15 protein-coding genes are annotated in these 18,328 nt (G+C 69.9%); 1 reads left to right on the forward strand and 14 read right to left on the reverse strand.

Annotated elements, in window-relative coordinates:
* Window positions 1-25: 25 nt before the first annotated feature.
* The 10 genes from ACWGDB_RS23040 to ACWGDB_RS23085 all read right to left on the reverse strand — a co-directional run bounded on the left by ACWGDB_RS23040 (window position 26) and on the right by ACWGDB_RS23085 (window position 10,931).
* Window positions 26-1,297 carry an MCE family protein gene (locus ACWGDB_RS23040; protein ID WP_453824111.1) on the reverse strand — a complete coding sequence of 424 codons (1,272 nt, stop codon included), beginning with the start codon at window positions 1,295-1,297 and terminating at the stop codon, window positions 26-28.
* Window positions 1,294-2,616 (reverse strand): MCE family protein, encoded by a 1,323-nt coding sequence (locus ACWGDB_RS23045; RefSeq protein WP_453824112.1) that lies wholly within the window; start codon window positions 2,614-2,616, stop codon window positions 1,294-1,296. Before ACWGDB_RS23045 ends, ACWGDB_RS23040 begins: the two co-directional genes overlap by 4 nt.
* On the reverse strand, window positions 2,613-3,716 hold the full coding sequence (locus ACWGDB_RS23050) for an MCE family protein (RefSeq protein ID WP_453824206.1): 1,104 nt from the start codon (window positions 3,714-3,716) through the stop codon (window positions 2,613-2,615). Before ACWGDB_RS23050 ends, ACWGDB_RS23045 begins: the two co-directional genes overlap by 4 nt.
* A gap of 26 nt (window positions 3,717-3,742) precedes the next feature.
* Complete coding sequence (locus tag ACWGDB_RS23055) at window positions 3,743-4,903, reverse strand: MCE family protein (RefSeq protein ID WP_453824113.1); 1,161 nt, start codon at window positions 4,901-4,903, stop codon at window positions 3,743-3,745.
* Window positions 4,900-5,952 carry an MCE family protein gene (locus ACWGDB_RS23060; RefSeq protein ID WP_453824114.1) on the reverse strand — a complete coding sequence of 351 codons (1,053 nt, stop codon included), beginning with the start codon at window positions 5,950-5,952 and terminating at the stop codon, window positions 4,900-4,902. The genes ACWGDB_RS23055 and ACWGDB_RS23060 overlap by 4 nt, the downstream gene beginning before the upstream one ends.
* On the reverse strand, window positions 5,949-7,199 hold the full coding sequence (locus tag ACWGDB_RS23065) for an MCE family protein (RefSeq protein WP_453824115.1): 1,251 nt from the start codon (window positions 7,197-7,199) through the stop codon (window positions 5,949-5,951). The genes ACWGDB_RS23060 and ACWGDB_RS23065 overlap by 4 nt, the downstream gene beginning before the upstream one ends.
* 8 nt (window positions 7,200-7,207) lie before the next feature.
* The gene (locus tag ACWGDB_RS23070) at window positions 7,208-8,023 is read right to left on the reverse strand and encodes an MlaE family ABC transporter permease (protein WP_453824116.1); all 816 of its coding nucleotides are present in this window, start codon (window positions 8,021-8,023) and stop codon (window positions 7,208-7,210) included.
* Window positions 8,024-8,026: 3 nt separating this feature from the next.
* Complete coding sequence (locus tag ACWGDB_RS23075; protein ID WP_453824117.1) at window positions 8,027-8,797, reverse strand: MlaE family ABC transporter permease; 771 nt, start codon at window positions 8,795-8,797, stop codon at window positions 8,027-8,029.
* Window positions 8,794-9,741 carry an ABC transporter ATP-binding protein gene (locus ACWGDB_RS23080; protein WP_453824118.1) on the reverse strand — a complete coding sequence of 316 codons (948 nt, stop codon included), beginning with the start codon at window positions 9,739-9,741 and terminating at the stop codon, window positions 8,794-8,796. The genes ACWGDB_RS23075 and ACWGDB_RS23080 overlap by 4 nt, the downstream gene beginning before the upstream one ends.
* A gap of 143 nt (window positions 9,742-9,884) precedes the next feature.
* Window positions 9,885-10,931: a sigma-70 family RNA polymerase sigma factor gene (locus tag ACWGDB_RS23085; protein WP_453824119.1), complete on the reverse strand. Its 1,047-nt coding sequence runs from the start codon at window positions 10,929-10,931 to the stop codon at window positions 9,885-9,887.
* 559 nt (window positions 10,932-11,490) lie between these two features.
* Here ACWGDB_RS23085 and ACWGDB_RS23090 point away from each other — a divergent pair.
* Window positions 11,491-12,885 carry an MFS transporter gene (locus ACWGDB_RS23090; protein ID WP_453824120.1) on the forward strand — a complete coding sequence of 465 codons (1,395 nt, stop codon included), beginning with the start codon at window positions 11,491-11,493 and terminating at the stop codon, window positions 12,883-12,885.
* A 56-nt stretch (window positions 12,886-12,941) separates the two neighbouring features.
* On the opposite strand, the gene ACWGDB_RS23095 is transcribed toward ACWGDB_RS23090, so the two are convergent.
* The 4 genes from ACWGDB_RS23095 to lnt all read right to left on the reverse strand — a co-directional run bounded on the left by ACWGDB_RS23095 (window position 12,942) and on the right by lnt (window position 18,128).
* Window positions 12,942-14,909: a helix-turn-helix domain-containing protein gene (locus ACWGDB_RS23095; protein ID WP_453824121.1), complete on the reverse strand. Its 1,968-nt coding sequence runs from the start codon at window positions 14,907-14,909 to the stop codon at window positions 12,942-12,944.
* A 192-nt stretch (window positions 14,910-15,101) separates the two neighbouring features.
* Window positions 15,102-15,911, reverse strand: a complete 810-nt coding sequence (locus ACWGDB_RS23100) for a 3-hydroxybutyrate dehydrogenase (protein WP_453824122.1) — start codon at window positions 15,909-15,911, stop codon at window positions 15,102-15,104.
* Between the two features lie 54 nt (window positions 15,912-15,965).
* Entirely contained in the window at window positions 15,966-16,445 is a 480-nt protein-coding gene (locus tag ACWGDB_RS23105; RefSeq protein WP_453824123.1) for an NUDIX hydrolase, read from the reverse strand.
* Between the two features lie 69 nt (window positions 16,446-16,514).
* Window positions 16,515-18,128 (reverse strand): apolipoprotein N-acyltransferase, encoded by a 1,614-nt coding sequence (gene lnt / locus ACWGDB_RS23110; protein WP_453824124.1) that lies wholly within the window; start codon window positions 18,126-18,128, stop codon window positions 16,515-16,517.
* Window positions 18,129-18,328: the final 200 nt, after the last annotated feature.

The raw sequence follows: 18,328 nt of genomic DNA on the forward strand, positions 1-18,328 counted from the left end.
CTCACGCCCTTCAGACCCTTCAGGTTCATGCCATGGGGCCAACGAGCAGCCATTGCCACGACTCCTTTCCGAACGCGGCCTGCTGGCCGCCTGTCGAGCCGACCTCGACGGTCCTTCCGTCCGGGCCGATGGTGGTGCCGGTCTCCGGGTCGTACGGGGTGACGTACGTCGCCTGATTCGCGCCGCCGGACGCGGCACCTGGGGCGTTCTGTGCACCCCGTACCGACGACTCGCTCCCCCGCGGCAGCGTGCAGCGGGCGTCGGTGTTCGCCTCTCGGGTGCTGGTGTCGGCGGGGTCGCGGCGCGCCGTGCCGTAGCCCTGAGTGCAGGCCGGCGGATCGTCGGCGTTCACCACCAGGCCGAAGTGGGTCGTCCCGTCGCCCGGTACGACCGTGTAGCTGCCCGCCACCATCACCGGGAAGGTGACCAGGGCCTGTTCCACGCCGGGCAGGCGGGCCAGCGTCACCTGGCCGCCGCTGATCAGGTTGGCGAGCAGGACCGACAGCTCCGGCCCGGCCGACTTGAGCAGCGAGTTCACCTCCAGCGCCGCCGGCCGCGCGTTGCCGATCAGCCTGCGCAGGTCCCCGTCGCTCGCCTTCAACTGGGCCGTGAGCGCCGCCAGATCGCCGGCGAACGACTTGATCGACGAACCCTGGTCGGCCTGTGTCTTCAGTACCTTCCGTGAGTCCTCGATGAGCGCGATCGTTTCGGGCAGCGCGTCGGACGCCGACTCCACCAGTTCATTGCCCGAGTCCACCAGACGGCTGAGGTTCGGGCCCGTTCCGGCGAAGGCCTTGCCCAACTCGTCGACCGTGACCTGCAGATCGTCCTTGCCCACCGAGTTCACCAGGCGGTCCAGGCTGAGGATCAGGTCCGTCGTCGGCAGCGGCACGCGTGTGCTCTCGCGCGCGATCGTGCTGCCGTCGAGCAGATACGGGCCGTGGGATGTGCGAGGTTGCAGGTCGACGTACTGCTCACCCACCGCCGAGCGGTGCGCCACCACGGCGAACGTGTGCGCCGGGATGCGCGGTGCCCCGTCCTCGATGTCGAGGGCGACGGACACGCCGTCGGCGCCCGTCAGGTGCAGCGCGCCCACCCTCCCCACCGGCACCCCGCGATACGTCACCTCGGCGCCGGGGAAAATGCCCCCGGACTCGGCGAAGTCCGCCTGGACCGTGTAGCCGCGGTCCAGGACCTCGTCCACCAGCCCCGTGTACTCGGCGCCGACGAACGACACCCCCACAACGGTGATGGTGGTGAAGGCGAGCAGCTGGGCCTTGACCGTACGTGTGATCACGGCTGGATTCCCTTCAGCATCAGCTCGGCCAGTGCGAGGTTGATCCCCTTCGGCCAGTCGCCTCCGGTGCCGTAACTGCCGTTGTCGCTGTAGCTGCTGGTGGACACCGGCGGGCACAGCGGGTCGCCGCCGCCGTCGGAAGGGGACGAGGGGGACGACGGCACGCTCGGTGTGCTCGGGAGGGTGGTGGGTGTCGGGACGCTCGGCAGGCCCGGGAGATCCGGTACGTCCGGGAGGTCTGGGATCTTCGGGAGCTCGGGCCCCCGGGGCTTCCCGTCGCCATCCCGACTGCCGCCCGGCTTCTCCGTCACGTTGCCGTAGATCCCGGCCAGATCGAGGTCAGCCGTGATGTGCAGGTTGACGTAGTCGCCCTTGATGGCGTCCACCGCGTTGCGGGGGAAGGGATAAGTGGTCAGCAACTCCAAAGCGTTGGGCAGGTCGCTTCCGGCCTTGTTGAGTTGTTGCAGGATCGGGCGCAGCCGCTTCAGGTTCGCGACTGTGTCGTCGTGCGCGTCGTTGACCACCTTGGTGCCTGTCTTGCCGAGCTTCGACAACGCCGTGAGCATGCGCGTCAGGTCGCGTCGCTGGTCGGCCAGGACCTTCAGGGCCGGCGGCATAGCGTCCACGGCCTCGGCGATGGTCTTCTTCTCCTTGCCAAGGCGCTTGGCGAGTCGGTCCACGGCCTTCAGCGCCCGGACGATGTCGCCCTTCTGCTGGTCCAGGCCGCCCAGGAACGTGTTCAGTTCCTTCAGCAGCGACCTGACCCGGTTCTCCCGTCCCTCCAGCGCCTTGTTCAGCTCCACGGTGATTGTCTTGAGCTGCGCCACTCCACCGCCGTTGAGCAGCGCGGACAGGGCGGACAGCACCTCCTCGATCTCCGGATTGCGGCCGCTGCGGGACAACGGGATCGCGTCGCCGTCGCCGAGGCGTCCCACCGGTGTGGTGTCCGTCGGCTCGGACAGCGCCACGTACTTCTCGCCGAGCACGCTGGTCTGGCGTAGCTCCGCGATCGCATTGGCGGGCAGCTTGACCGAGTCGGCCACCCGGAGGCGTACGCGCGCGTGCCAGCCGTCCAGTTCCACCTTCTCCACCGCGCCCACAGTGACGTTGTTGACCTTCACCGCCGACTGCGGCACCAGGTCGAGAACGTCACGGAACTCGACGGTGACGTGGTACGCGTTGCCGTCCGAGGCCGCTCCGCCGGGCAACTGGACGTCGTACCAGCCGTTGAACTCGCAGCCGGAGAGGAGCAGCGAGCCGATGGCCGCCCAGGCCGCCACCCCAGCCTTGCGCGGCGCGCCCACGCGCAGGACACTCATGCGCCCGCCTCCAGGATTCCGCCGAGGGTGCGGTCGACCGTGCCGGTGGCCGCCGGGCCCTGCGGGACCTTGGGCAGGGAGTCGAACAACTCCCTGAGTTCCTTGCAGTCCGGGTTCCTTCCGCCCTCGTCCCCGGTCGTCCTCAGCACCGAACACAGCAGCGAAGCCGGATCCTGCGCCTGATCGGCGTTGTTACGGGTGTCGAGCGTGCCGGCCGACGGGTTGTAGGCGTTGTTGAGGTTCGACATGCCGGTCGGGGTCACCTCCAACAACTCTTCCAGCGCGGCCCGTTGGGTGACGAGCACCTTCGTCACCTTGCTCAGCCCCTCCACGTTCGCGGTCAGCGACTTCTTGTTCTTCTTCACGAAGCCGGACACGTCGCCCAGCGCCGTCCCGAGGTTCTTCAGCGCCGCGGCCAAGTCCTGCCGCTCGCCCGCGAGTTGTGCGGCGACCTTGGCGAGACTGCTGTTGAACGACCGCACGCTCTTGTCGTCGGCCGCCAGCGCAGCCGTGAAGACCTGGAGGTTCCGGATCGTGCCGAACAGGTCCGTGCGGCCGTCGGACAGGGTCGTGACCGCCTTCGAGAGGTCCTCGACCGTCTGGTTGAGGTTCTTGCCCCGGCCGTCAAGGTTGTCCGCGCTCACCCCCAGCAGCCGCGACAGGGAGCCGTCCTTGTTGGCGCCCTTGGGGCCGAGCGCTTCGGCCGTGGTGTGCAGGCTGTCGAAGACACGGCCCAGCTCGACCGGTACGGCCGTGCGCGACTCGGGGATCTCGTCTCCGTCGCGCAGCACCGGGCCGCTCCGGTACACCGGCAGCAGCTGCACGTAACGGTCGCTGACCACCGAGGAGTTGATGATCGCCGCCTGGGCCTCGGCCGGGACCTTGCGGTCCGCCTCGTACTCGAGCTCCACCCGCACCCGGCCGCCCTCCGGCGTGATCTCCTTGACCTCGCCGATCCGTACGCCCAGGACACGGATGTCCGAGCCGGGGTAGATGCCGACCGTGCGCGGGAAGTACGCCGTGACACGGACCGGCTCGGGGCGTGGCCACAGGACGTACGTGAGCGCGCCGGCGAGGGTCAGTACGGTGAGCAGGGCCAGGCGCTTTCTCACCCTGACAGGGATGTTCACTGCGCCCCTCCCGTCCGCGGTACCACCGGAGCGGCGACCAGGTTCTGGACGTACGAGTCGAACCAGCGGCCGTTGCCGAGGGTGTTGGTGAAGACTCGGACATAGGGCGCCAGGAGCCTGATGCTCCGGTCCAGGCTGGATTGGTTCCGTTCGAGCATCTCCACCACTCGGTTCAGGCCCTTGAGCGCGGGGCCGATCTCCTTGTCGTTGTCCTGGACCAGGCCGGAGAGCTGGATGCCGAGCGCGGCGGAGCTCTTCAGCAGTTTGTGGATCGCGTCGCGCCGCTTGCTGATCTCCTTGAACAGCTTGTCGCCGTCCTTGACCAGGGCGGTGAAGTCCCCGGAGCGATCGGCCAGTACGCCCGTGACGCCGTTCGCGTGGTCGAGCAGCTCGCGCAGCGCCTTGTCGCGAGACGCCACCGTCCGGGAGATCTGCGACAGGCCCTTGAGTGACGCCCGTACCTCTTCCGGTGAGTCCTCGAAGGTGGTGGAGATCGTGTCCAGGGCCTTCGCCACGCGGTCGGTGTCGACCTTCTCCGTCGTGGTGGTGAGATCGCTGAAGGCCTGCACGACGTCGTACGCGGGGACCGTGCGCTTCAGCGGTATCTCGCTGCCGGGTGCCAACTGGCCCCTGCCCTTGGGGTGCAGCGCGAGGTACTTCGCGCCGAGGATCGTCTTGACCCGGATCGACGCGCCGGTCTCGGTGCCGAAGTCCGACTCGCCCTTGATCTTGAAGGTGACCTTGACGTGGTCGCCGTCCAGGTCGACCTCCTCGACCTTGCCGACCTTGACTCCGGCGACCCGCACCTCGTCACCGGGCTTGAGCCCGCCCGCCTCCGCGAAGGCCGCGCTGTACGTCTCGCCGTCGCCGATCACCGGCAGGCGGTCGGCGTTGAACGCGGCCACGGCCAGCAGTGCGAGGGCGGTGAGGCCGACGGCGCCGATGACGACAGGGTTGCGGTCGCGGAAGGGGATGAGGCGTGGGCGACGGAACCACGGCTTCGGCAGCTTGGGCGGCTCGACGCGCACCTTGAACAGCGGCCGCGGACGGGGTCTGCGGTGCGGCAGGAGCCGTATCTTCGGCAGACGTATCCTCGGCAGCCTCGGTGGCTCCACACGCACCTTGAACAGCGGCTCGGGACCTTGTTTGCGGCTCATGCCCCGCACCTCGCCCTCGCCACATGCAGGTCAGGTGTGAGCACCTGCTGTGACGTCGGCTTCGTCTTCGGAAGTACGATCCGCCCGTCGAAGTCGCACAGGTAGAAGTTGAACCACGAGCCGTAGGACGCCGTCCCCGTCAGCTCGTTGAGCTTGTTCGGCAGCCGCTTCAGGACGCCCTCCACGGTCTTCTCGTTGTCGTTCAGCGTTCCGGTGAGCTCGGTCAGCTCGGCGATGTCGTCCTTCAGGGGTGGACGCGCGTCCTTCAGCAGCCCCGAGGTGGCCTCGGTCAGATCGCCGATGTTCACCAGCGACTGCCCGATGGGCTTGCGGTCGGCGGACAGGCCCGAGATGACCCGGCGTAGCTGCTTGAGGAGGCCGGAGAAGCGGGTTCCGCGTTTGTCGAGCGTCTTCAGCACGGTGTTGAGGTTGTCGATCACCGACCCGATCAACTGGTCGCGGCCCCCCAGCGTCGAGGTGAGCGACGCCGTGTGCACGAGCAGGCTGTTGACGGTGCCGCCCTCGCCCTGGAGGGTCTTGATGATCTCGGTGGCGAGCTGGTTGACATCCTTCGGGCTCAGCGCGGCGAACAGGGGCTTGAAGCCGTTCAGCAGCGCGTTGAGGTCCAACGCCGGTTGGGTGCGCGACAGCGGGATCGTCGCGCCGGGACGCAGCAGCCGGGTGCCGTCGCCCGTGCCCTCGGTCAGCGCGACATACCGCTGCCCGACCAGGTTGCGGTACCGGATGACCGCGCCCGTGCTGGTCAGCAGCGGACGGTTCTCGCCGACGGTGAAGGTGACCTCGGCCAGCGTCCGGTCCTTGATCCGGATGCCCTCGACCTCGCCGACCCGTACTCCGGCGACGCGGATGTCGTCGCCCTCCTCCAAGCCGGTGACGTCGCTGAACACCGCGCGGTATCTGTGCTTCGGGGCGAAGGAGATGTTCACGATGGTGGCCGCGAGAAGGGCCGTCGCCAGGACGGTCACCAGCGCGAAGACGCTGAACTTGATGAGCGGAGCAGCGGACTGCCGCGCGCCTGTGGTCCTCATGCCACACTCACCGCCGTCCCGCGCGCCAGCGGCCCGAACAGCAGAGTTGTGACCGGCGGCACCTCGTCGGCGGGTACACCCAGGACAGGGGCCACCAGCGAACCGACAGCGCGCTGCTCGGCCCGGGTGGCGGAGACGCCGAGCGGGCCGCCCGAGGACGAACCCCCGGACTCCGAACCGTCGTTGAGGTGGGCACCGGGCGCCGGCACCGGAGGATGCGGCAGATCACGGCACTTGGGCCCCGACCGCTCACCGTAGCGCGGTTCCTCGCCCGGCTCGTACGCCCCCTGTGGCTGTACGACCTCCAGCGTGATGTGCATCTTGCCGCCCCGGAACGCCTCTTCCGAGGCCTTCTCCTGCCGGACCAGACCGGCCAGCAGGCACGGGTACTCGGGGGAATAGCGGGCGAACAGCTCCAGCGTCGGGCGGGAGACCCGGCCGAGGGTGATCAGCCGCTCGCCGTTCGCGTCGAGGAAGTCCTCCGCCGTGCCCGCGACCGCCGCCGTGGTCTGCAAGGCCGCTGCCAGTCGGTCCTTCTGCTCGACGATCGTGCGGCTGGTGGTGACCGTGTTGCGCAGGATCCTCATCAGGTCGGGCGCCGCGTCGCCGTATATCTCGGCGACCTCGGCGAAGCGGGCGATGTCCTCGGTGAGGGACGGCAGATGGGGGTTGAGGCGGCGCAGGTAGGCCTCCAGGCGCATGAGGTTGTCGCCGATCCGGTCGCCTCGGCCTTCGAGGGCGGTGGCGAACGCGGAGAGGGTGGCGTTGAGCTTGCCGGGCTGGACCGTTCGCAGGAGGGGCAGCAGGTCGTTCATGAGTTGCTGCACCTCGATGCCGACTCGGGTGCGGTCCTGGGTGATGACATCACCGGCGCGGATGGCGCGAGCTGAAGAGGACGCGGAGCGCGCGGGGGCGACCAGGTCGACGTATTTTTCGCCGAACAGCGTCTTGGGCAACAGTCGCGCATGTACGTCCGACGCGATGTGGGGCACGTACTCCGGCTTGAGCGCGATGTCGAGCATGGCCTTCGTCCCGTCTGCCCGCACCTCGCGCACCTCGCCGACCAGCACCCCGCGCAGCTTGACGTCGGCCCGAGGATCCAGCTGGTTGCCCAGGCTGTCGGCCTCCAGTGTGATCCGCACGACGGGCGTGAACGCCTGCTGGTACACCGCGACCGACAGCCCCAGCAGCAGCGCGAGTACGGCGATGAAGACGACTCCGTACATCCGCAGTCTCAGCACTCTCATCCGGCGGCTCACCCCGCGATCCGTACGGTCGTGTTGGCGCCCCAGATCGCGAGCGACAGGAAGAAGTCGAGGACGTTGATCGCCACGATCGAGGTCCGCACCGCACGGCCCACCGCCACGCCGACGCCCGCCGGGCCACCGCTCGCGTAGTAGCCGTAGAAGCAGTGGACCAGGATGATCAGGACGGCGAAGACGAGCACCTTGCCGAAGGACCACAGCACGTCGACCGGTGGCAGGTACTGGTGGAAGTAGTGGTCGTAGGTGCCGGCCGACTGGCCGTAGTAGACGGTGGTGATCGTTCGCGCGGCGAGGTACGAGGACAGCAGCCCGATCACGTACAGCGGGATCACCGCGACGAACCCGGCGATCATCCGGGTCGTGACCAGGAACGGCAGCGAGGGCACGCCCATCACTTCGAGCGCGTCGGTCTCCTCGCTGATCCGCATCGCGCCCAGCTGTGCGGTGAATCCGGCGCCGACGGTCGCGGACAGGGCGAGCCCGGCCACCAGGGGGGCGATCTCGCGGGTGTTGAAGTACGCCGAGAGGAACGCCACGAAGTTGGAGGTGCCGAGCTGGTTGAGGGCCGCGTAGCCCTGGAGGCCGACCTCCGTGCCGGTGAAGAAGGACAGGAAGGCGATCACGCCGACCGTGCCGCCCACCACCGCCAGCGCGCCCCGGCCGAAGCTCACCTCGGCGAGCAAGCGCAGGATCTCCTTCTTGTAGCGGCGCAGGGTGCGGCCCGTCCAGGCCAATGAGCGTCCGTAGAAGGCAAGTTGGACGCCGAGCGCTTCGAGTGAGCGCAGGGGTCTGTCGAGAAGTCTCATCGGCTAACCCCTCTGCGGGACGACCTGGAAGTACACCGCGGTCATCACGAAGTTGGTCACGAACAGCAACATGAAGGTGATCACCACCGACTGGTTCACCGCGTCACCCACACCCTTCGGACCGCCCTTCGCGGTCAGCCCCTTGTAGGAGGCGACGATCGCGGCGACCGCCCCGAAGACGAGCGCCTTGATCTCGGCCGCCCACAGGTCGGAGAGCTGGGCGAGGGTGGTGAAGGAGGCGAGGTAGGCGCCGGGGGTGCCGTTCTGCAGGACGACGTTGAAGAAGTAGCCGCCCGCGACGCCGACGACCGACACCAGGCCGTTGAGCAGCACCGCCACCAGCATCGACGCCAGCACACGCGGCACGACGAGGCGATGGATTGGGTCGATGCCGAGCACCTGCATGGCGTCGATCTCGTCGCGGATCTTCCGCGCCCCGAGGTCCGCGCAGATCGCCGTGCCGCCGGCGCCCGCGATCAGCAGCGCGGTGACGATCGGCGAGGCCTCGCGCAGTACGGCGAGGACGGAGGCGGCCCCGGAGAAGGACTGGGCGCCGAGCTGCCGCGTGAGGCTGCCGATCTGCAGGGCGATGACCGCGCCGAAGGGGATGGAGACGAGGGCCGTCGGAAGGATCGTCACGCTCGCGATGAACCAGGCTTGCTGGATGAACTCCCTGGCCTGGAACGGCCGCCGGGGGATCGTCCGGGCGACGTCCAGCGCCATCGCGAACAGGCTCCCCGAGTGCCGCAGCGCTCCGATGGGTGAAAGGCTCATGCGCCGACCACCGTCTTCTGGTGCAGCGCGGCCTCGCGTCGGGCGATCGCTTCCCAGCGGGGAGACCGCGGGATACCCGGCCCCGGCAGTAGGCGGGGGGTCGGAGTCCGGCTGCCGGGAGGCTCTGTGCCCTTGGCGTCGTCGCCGAGGGCGGCCAGCTCCTGCTCGACCTGGGCGGCGTCCTTCTCCTCCGCCATGCCGATCGGGCCCTGCATGCGGCCGTTCAGGAACTGCCGTACGACGGGCTCATCGCTGGTCAACAGTGCCTCGCGCGGCCCGAACGTCACCAGCTCGCGGCGGAACAGCAATCCGATGTTGTCCGGCACCTGGCGGGCGGAGGAGATGTCGTGCGTGACGATCAGGAAGGTCGCGTCGATCTGGGCGTTGAGGTCGACGATGAGCTGGTTGAGGTAGGCGACGCGGACCGGGTCGAGGCCCGAGTCGGGCTCGTCGAAAAGGATGATCTCGGGGTCGAGCACCAAGGCCCGGGCCAGTCCCGCCCTCTTCCGCATCCCGCCGGAGATCTCGCCGGGCAGCTTTCCCTCGGCGCCGATCAGCCCGACCATGTCCATCTTCTCCAGCACGATGCGCCGGATCTCGCTCTCGGACTTACGGGTGTGCTCGCGCAGGGGGAAGGCGATGTTGTCGTACAGGTTCATCGAGCCGAACAGCGCGCCGTCCTGGAACAGCACGCCGAAGAGCTTCCGTACCTCGTACAGATCATGCTCACGGAGCCTGGTGATGTCGCGGCCCTGGATCGTGATCGATCCTCGCTCCGGCTTCAGCAGTCCGACAAGCGTCTTGAGGAACACCGACTTGCCCGTGCCCGAGGGGCCGAGCATGACCGAGACCTCCCCGGCGGGCAGCGTCAGTGAGACGTCCTGCCAGATGACCTGGTGGCCGAAGGACTTGGTCAGCCCTTCCACACAGATCTCGACACCCATCCGGTCCACCCTTCGGCCCCTGGAGCAGCTCTGACATCTGCTCTACGGGGAGGGGCGGAGCGTCCGTCGCTCGGGTGGCGACTTTTTTTCGAGCGGGACTCGGGGCGGGGATTTCGGGTGGATCTACGACTGCCCGACCGGAGTTACGGCTGAGGGGGCGCCGTGGGGAGCGGGAGGGACGCGGACGGCACGGCGGAGGGCTCGACCGGCGGCTCGGGAGTCCCGGCCAGTTCCGGGATCTCGGGCAGTTCCGGCACGCCGGGGACACGTGGCACCTCCGGCGCGGACAGCTCTGGCAGCGGGGACACCGAGACCTTCGGCACCGCCACTTCCGGCAGCGACGGCACGGACAGCGGCCGGAACGATTCTCCTGACGGCGACCGGGCCGCCTTCGGTTCGGCCGCCGAGGCCGCGGGGCGGTTCCCCTGAGGAGCCCTGCCGCCAGCGCCGCTGTCCGGCCGCAACGCCTCCGCACCCGGCGGAGCAACCGTGGGCCGCGGAGCCGTACCGCCTCCGCCTCCGCCCCCGTCGAGCGTGTACGGCAGCACGAACCCCGCCACCGCCAGCGTCGCCGCCGTCGAAGCCACGGCCACGGCCTGCACCTTGCCACCGCCGCGCGGCCGCCCCCACCCGATCAGGAACAGCGCGCACCCGAGCGTCGCGGCCAGCGACTGCCGCAGCGTCCGCCGCGCCCGGGCCAGCAGCGACTCGACGGTCCGATAGCTCAGCCCCATCCGGACGGCGACCTGGCCGACGTCGAGGTCCTCCGACTTCAGCCGCAGCGCCTCGGCCTGCCGGGCGGGCAGCTCACCGCTGCGCACCGCCAGCCACTTCGCCTCGGCCCGGTCACACACCGCTTCCTCGACGGGCACCGGGCCGGGGGCAACGAGGGTCGGGCTGGTGCGCACCTCGGCCTCCCGGTTCACCTGCCGGTAGCGGTCGACGCACAGGCGCATCGTGACCGTCGTCAGCCAAGCGGCGAGCCTCTCGTCGTCCAGGTCGGGACGCTCGGCGGCCCGCAGCATCGCCTCGTGCACCGCGTCTTCGGCGTCCTCAGCACTCATCGACCTGCGCCGGGCCACCCTGAGCAGTTGCTCACGGTGGTTCCACATGCGCTGCCAACGGTCGTCGGCGGCGTCCATCTCCGCAGGTGTTCCTGCGGGTATGTCCGCAGGCGTGTCCGTCGCCATGAGGGCCCCTTCGCTCTCACCCACCGGTCTCGTGCCGTCCGGCGGGGGGCGACATTACCGCCGAGTATCGGCGGTTGTGGAGGGGCTGGCGGTCATCGAGTCCGCGCTGTTACTGGTCAGGGGGCCGCCGCCGGACAGCAGGTCGCCGCCGGGGAGCTCGATGTCCGGGGCGGGAAGGGGGAGTTGCGGCACCCGGCCGCGGGGCCACTGTGTCCCCTCCCGCCCTCCTGGCCTGCGGGCGCCGCACCGACCTCGGCTGTACCCCAGCGGGCCGCCGACGACCGCCGACCGACCGTGCAGGGCCCGCTACCACGATGAACACCAAGTCAGCACCCGAGTCATCACCGGGCTGCCAAATCATCCCGAACTACGCATCCCTGGCATTGCTCGTTCCAGTGCCTGGCGAGCCCCTAGTTCGTAGCCCGAGAGGCTGACGTAGAGGCCACACTTACACTCTGGCCCCGAACTATGTTGTCCCACCACATGTGCGCCTGACCTGCAGATTCCTACGGTGTGCGAACACGTACCCGTCCCCACCGCACACGAGGAAGTGGCGCTCATGGCCTCCGCAGCATCCGCTCCCCCAACGCCCGGCACCCCCGGCAACCTGAAGCGCATCGTCGCCGCCAGCCTCATCGGCACTACCATCGAGTGGTACGACTTCTTCCTCTACGGCTCCGCCGCCGCCCTCGTCTTCAACAAGCTGTTCTTCCCGGGCTCCGATCCGCTCGTCGGCACACTGCTGTCCTTCCTGACGTACGCCGTCGGGTTCGCCGCGCGTCCGCTGGGGGCGCTGGTGTTCGGGCACTACGGTGACCGGCTCGGCCGCAAGAAGCTGCTGGTGTTGAGTCTGCTGCTGATGGGTGGGGCGACCTTCGCGATCGGGCTGCTGCCGACGCACGCGACCATCGGCACCGCGGCGCCCGTGCTGCTGACCGTGTTGCGCCTGCTGCAGGGCTTCGCGCTCGGTGGTGAGTGGGGCGGGGCCGTGCTGCTGGTGTCCGAGCACGGGGACGCGCGGCGGCGTGGCTTCTGGGCCTCGTGGCCGCAGACCGGCGCGCCCGCGGGCCAGTTGCTGGCCACCGGCGTGCTGTCGCTCCTGACGGCCTTGCTGTCGGACAGCGCCTTCGTCAGCTGGGGCTGGCGGATACCCTTCCTGCTCTCCGGTGTACTGGTGATCGTCGGTTTGTGGATTCGTCTGTCTGTCGATGAATCGCCTGTCTTCAAGCAGGCGTTGGCCCAGGCGGAAGCACGCAAGGTCACGCATGCGGCCCCGGCCGAGAAGCTGCCGCTGGTCTCCGTACTGCGGCACCACTGGCGTGATGTGCTGGTGGCGATGGGCGCGCGGATGGCGGAGAACATCAGCTACTACGTCATCACCGCCTTCATCCTCGTCTACGCCACCACCTCGGCCGGCGTCTCCAAGCAGACCGCCCTCAATGCGGTACTGATCGCCTCCGCCGTGCACTTCGCCGTCATTCCGGCCTGGGGTGCGCTGTCGGACCGGATCGGCCGCCGCCCCGTCTACCTGCTGGGCGCCGTCGGCGTCGGGCTGTGGATGTTCCCGTTCTTCTCGCTCATCGACACCGGCGGCTTCGGCAACCTGATCCTCGCCGTGACCGTGGGACTGGTACTGCACGGCGCCATGTACGCACCCCAGGCCGCCTTCTTCTCCGAGATGTTCGCGACCCGGATGCGCTACTCCGGTGCCTCGATCGGCGCGCAGTTCGCCTCGGTCGCGGCGGGCGCACCCGCGCCGCTGATCGCCACCGCCCTGCTGGCCGACTACGGCAACTCCACCCCGATCTCCCTGTACGTGATCGCCGCAGCCGTCCTCACGGTGATCGCGGTCGGCCTGGCCAAGGAGACCCGCCACCGCGACCTGGCCGACATCGAGCCCGCGGACGACGCGGAGCCTGTGCCGGCCCGGCCGGCGGACGCGCACACCGTCTGAAGCCCCACGGACCTCGGTCCGGGAACCGGCCCCCGTACGCCCAGCGCGTGCGGGGGTCAGCGCTGTGCCGGTGTGGACAACCGGTGCAGCCGCAGGGCCAGCTGTATCTCCAGGGCGCGGGCGGGGCTCTGCCAGTCGTCGCCGAGGAGGCGGCCGACGCGTTCCAGTCGCTGGGCGACCGTGTTCACGTGGACGTGCAGTTCGTCCTTGGTGCGGGCCGGGCTCATCCCGCAGGCGAAGTATGCGTCGAGGGTGCGCAGCAGGTCGGTGCCGCGGCGGTCGTCGTAGGAGACGACCTTTCCGATCGTACGGTCCACGAAGCCCGCGATGTCACGGTCGCCGGCCAGCAGCAGGCCCACGAATCCGAAGTCCTCGGCGGCGGCGCCCTCCCCGGAGCGGCCGAGCAGCCGCAGGGCGTCGAGGCAGCGCCGGCCTTCCTCGTAGGCGGCGGCCACGGCGTCCGGGTGGGCGGCCAGGTTCTCGACCGGGGCGGAGGCACCGACCGTGACCGCCTCGTGGACGGCCGTGCCGAGATGGCGGGCGGCGCGGCGGGCCAGGTCGGTCGCCGTGTCCGACGCTTCGAGGGGGAGCAGCAGAACCGTGCCGCCGTCGCGGGCGGCGGCCAGACCGTGCCGGGTGGCGGCGAGGTGGGACGCGGCGGACCACAGGCGTCTGCGGGCGGCGGCCTCCTGGTCCGCGTCGGCCGCGGTGGCTTCGAGGCGGGCGGCGAGGACGACGTGGGTGGCGTCGAGGTCGGCGGCCAGCCGCGCCGCTCGCTCGCGCAGCAGACGCGGGTCGCGGTCGCGGGCGTCGAGCAGGTCGTCCAACAGCTCGCCCCGGACGCGCTGTTCGGCCTCGGCGGCGGAGCGCCGGGCGAGCAGCAGGAGCGAGGTGACCATCCCGGCCCGTTCCAGCGTGCGCTGGTCGACGGGGTCGAGGCCCGGGTGGCCGCGCAGGACCAGTGCGCCGAGGAGTTCGCCGCCCGCGGCCACGGCTGCGATCCAGTCGTCTTCGTGCCGCACCGCGTGGCCTTCTACGCGGGAGATCTCCAGGGCCCCGGCCGGAACGGCGATGGCCTCCTTGAACTCGACCGTGCCGTCGAGGACTTCGGAGACGGCAGCGGCCACGTCGTGGACACCGCCGCCGCGCAGCACGAGTTCGGCGAGCCGGTCGTGCACGTCCGAGGCCCGTTCGATGACTCCGCTGCGGTCACGGATGATCTCGTTGGCCCGCTCCAGGTCTGCGAGGGCCGAGCGCGTCTCGGTGAGCAGGTTCGCGGTGTCGATGGCCGCCGCGGCGAGGGCGGCGAAGGAGCCGAGCAGCGCGATCTGCTCCCGCTCGAAGACCCGGGCGCGCCGGTCCGCCGCGAAGAGGACGCCGATCACATGGTGTCCGAGCATCAGCGGGACCCCGAGAATGGCGACCAGCCCCTCGTCGCGCACGCCGGAGTCGATGGCGAGGGTGTGCTGGAAGCGCTCGTCCTTGAAGTAGTCGTCGGTGACATACGGGCGGGCGGTCTGGGCGACCAGCCCGCCGAGGCCCTCCCCCATGCCGAGCCGCAGCTGCTGGAAGCGGGCGGCGACCGAACCCTCGGTCACCCGCATATAGGTGTCGCCCCTGGCCGGGTCGTTCAGGCTGAGGTAGGCGACGTCGGTGCCGAGCAGCGACCTGGCACGCTGCACGATCGCCTGCAGTACGGCGTCCAGGTCCCGGAGCCCGGCCAGGTCGTGGGCCGTCTCGAAGAGGGCCGACAGTTCGGCCTCGCGCCTGCGGCGCCCCTCCAGCTCGGAGCGCACACGCAGCGCGAGCAGCTTGGCCTGCTCGAGCGCGACGATCCGCTCGGTGGCTGTGCCCTCGGCGCGGGCGAGCAGCACCGGCTGCTCGTAGGCGTCGGCGGACGCGCCCCGGGCCAGCAGCTCGAGGAACGGCGCCTCGGCGCCGCCCGGGGTCGCATCGGCGCTGCTCAGGGGCGCTCCGGCATCGGCGGCGGAGCGCTCGGCGGGCTGCATGTGATCGCGGGACATGCCGACAGGATTACTCATCGCACCGCCACCTCGTCAGCCCTGTGGATAACTCGGCACTCCACCGGCACCGGCCGGCCGGTACGACCGACCGGTACAGCCGATCTGCGAGCCAGAACAGCACGCCCGATCTGCGAGCCGGCACAGCGCGCCCAGTCAGCCCGCCCGATCAGCCGGCCCGACCTGCGAGCCCGATCAGTGCGCCGTCCACCCACCATCGAGCACGAGTGACGTACCGGTCACGAAAGACGCCGACGGGCTGCACAGATACGCCACGGCCTCTGCGACCTCCTCCGGTTCGATGAGCCGCTTGACCGCGCTGTCCTGCAGCAGCACCTCGGTCAGCACCCGCTCCTCGGGAATGCCGTGCGCCTCGGCCTGGTCGGCGAGTTGCTTCTCGACCAGTGGGGTGCGCACATAGGCGGGGTTCACACAGTTGGAGGTGACGCCATGGGGGGCGCCCTCCAGGGCAGCGGTCTTGGAGAGTCCCTCCAGACCATGTTTGGCGGCCACATAGGCCGACTTGAAGGCCGAGGCGCGCAGCCCATGGACGGAGGACACATTGACGATGCGGCCCCAGCCCTGCCCGTACATATGGGGCAGGGCACCACGGATGAGCCGGAACGGCGCCTCCAGCATCACGGTGAGCACCGTGTGGAAGACGTCCGGCGGGAACTCCTCGATGGGGCGCACGAGTTGCAACCCGGCGTTGTTGACGAGGATGTCGGTGCCGGCGGCGGCGAGCTCGGCGGCGTCCAGGTCGGTGAGGTCCAGGACGTGCGGCTCGACGGCGCCCGCGAGCCCCGTGCTCCGCTCCGCGAGCTCTTCCAGCCCCGCGGCGTCCCGGTCGACCGCTCTCACCTTGGCTCCCGCGCCCGCGAGCAGTAGCGCGCAGGCGCGGCCGATGCCGCCCGCGGCGCCGGTGACAAGGGCGGTGCGGCCGCCGAGGTCGAGCGGAGAAGGCGCCGACGAGCCTTGAGCAGGAAGAGTGCTGGGCGGGGTCATGGCTCGACCCTAGGCAGCGCCCTCGCCCGACCACATATGGCCACAGCCCATACTTCAGTCCGAGGTCATAGGCTCGAACCACGTGGGTTCATCGCACTGCGCCTGCTTGATCCGGAACAGCTGACGTTCGTCCATCGCGGGCAACGCGTCCACCTCGAACCATCCCACCTCCAGGGACTCGTCGTCGTTCACGCGCGCCTCGCCACCGACGGCCCGGCAGCGGAAGGTGACGTCCATGAACTGGCACATGTCACCGTTGGGATAGGTGACCTCGCCTCCGGACCTGATGAGGACGACCCGCTCGGCGACGCATCGGACACCCGTCTCCTCGTACACCTCCCGCACGGCGGCAGCGGCGGGCTGCTCGCCCGGGTCCGGGATGCCGTTGACCACCGTCCACTTGCCGTTGTCGGCGCGCTGCCCCAGCAGGACCCGTCCCTGGTCGTCGAAGACGACGGCGCTGACGCCCGGAAGCCACAACAGCTGATGGCCGGCCGAGGCCCGGACCGTACGAATGAAGTCAGGAGTAGCCATGGACCCGACCCTAACGGGCCGATGGCGGTGCCCCCGGCGGGATTCCGGGGGCGTCCGAGCGGCGTACCGCTAGACCTCTCCAGCGCGTCGTGCGCGCATCCCGGCACCGATCGCCCAGCCGACACCGCCCGCGGCGACCAGCAGCAACGCGATCTCCGGGAGGATGCCGAGCCGCGTGGCGGGCGTCTCGGTGGAGCGCAGGGGCACCTCCTGGACCAGCGAGTCGGGCACGAACATGCCCGTCCGCTGTGTGATCGTCCCGTCCGGCATGATGATCGCGCTGACACCGCTGGTCACCGGCACGGTGACGGTCCGGCTGTGCTCGACCGCACGGACACGGGACATGGCGAGCTGCTGGTAGGTCATCTCGCTGCGGTCGAAGGTCGCGTTGTTGCTCGGTACGGAGATCATCTGGGCGCCGTCGACGACCTCGGAGCGCACGGCCCAGTCGAAGGCGGCCTCGTAGCAGGTGACGAGGCCGACCTTGGCGCCGTCCATGGTGAACACACCCGGCTCGCTGCCCCGGCTGAAGTCCTTGCGGACCATGGAGGTCCAGTTCTCGTTGATCGCCCCGACGAGCGAGCGCAGCGGCAGGTACTCGCCGAACGGCTGGATCTGCCGCTTGTCGTACGTGTCGATGGGCCCCTTGACCGGGTCCCACAGGATCTGCTCGTTGAGCAGCTTGCCGTCCCGCTCCACGACACCGCCGACGGAGATGGGCGCGCCGATCGCCTTGGCGGCCCTGTCGATGACGGCACGGGCGTCGGCGTTGGCGAACGGGTCGATGTCCGAGGAGTTCTCGGGCCACAGCACGAAGTCGGGCCGGGCGACCTTGCCCGCCTTGACCTCGGCGGCCAGGCGCTCGGTCTCACGCGCGTGGTAGTCCAGTACGGCCCGCCGCTGGGCGTTGAAGTCCAGGCCGGCGCGCGGCACATTGCCCTGGATCACGGCGACGGTCGCGGTGCCGTCCTCCGCCTTGTCGCTGACCAGGGGCCGGGCGGCCACCGCGCCCACCACCGGTACGGCCACGCTCAGCAGGGCGACCGCAGCAGTGGACCGCTGCACGGCCCGTGTGCGCCGCGCCTCGACAGCCAGGCGTACTACTTCGTACAGGCCGAATCCGCACAGTACGACCGCGAAGCCGAGCACCGGTGTGCCACCCACCGCGGCGAGCGGCAGGAAGACGCCCTCGGCCTGACCGAACGCGATCTTGCCCCAGGGGAAGCCGTTGAAGGGCGCACGCGCGCGTGCCGCTTCTCCGGCGATCCACAGCGCCGCCGCCCACAGCGGCCAGCCCGGCAGCTTCGACACCGCGGCGACGCCCACGCCCACCAGCGCGACGAAGATCGCCTCGATCACGACCAGTGCGAGCCAGGGACCGGGTCCGACCTCCACGCCGGTCCACACCAGCAGCGGCAGCAGGAAGCCGAGCCCGAAGAGATAGCCGAGGCCGAAGGCCGCCTTCCAGCTGCGGCCGCGCAGCACCCAGCCGAAGACGGCGAAGGCCGGCAGGGCCAGCCACCACAGGGTGCGGGGCGGGAAGCTGACGTAGAGCAGCACTCCGGAGAGCGCCGCGGCGAGGGCCGGAACCAGGCGGCGCGCCAGCCGTGCCGCGCGCGAGGCGGTCGCGATCTGCGGCTCCAACTGGTCCGACTCGCCCACGGAAGTTGCGGTGACGGTCACTCCGGGAGTGTACGGCGGCCGACCTTGGCTCCGACAGCGCGGTCCGGTGCCGGCGAGGCCCGCGCACACGCGTGGTCGCAGGGTCTCCGGCCCCCACGCCCGGTCCGGTCCGTCCGCCTCGGGCCGACTCGCACGGTGCATCCCCCGATTCCCCGGGATTTCGTGTGACGCATCGTTCCTGCACGACACGTCCACAAATC

Source organism: Streptomyces sp. NPDC055013, from assembly GCF_053608645.1.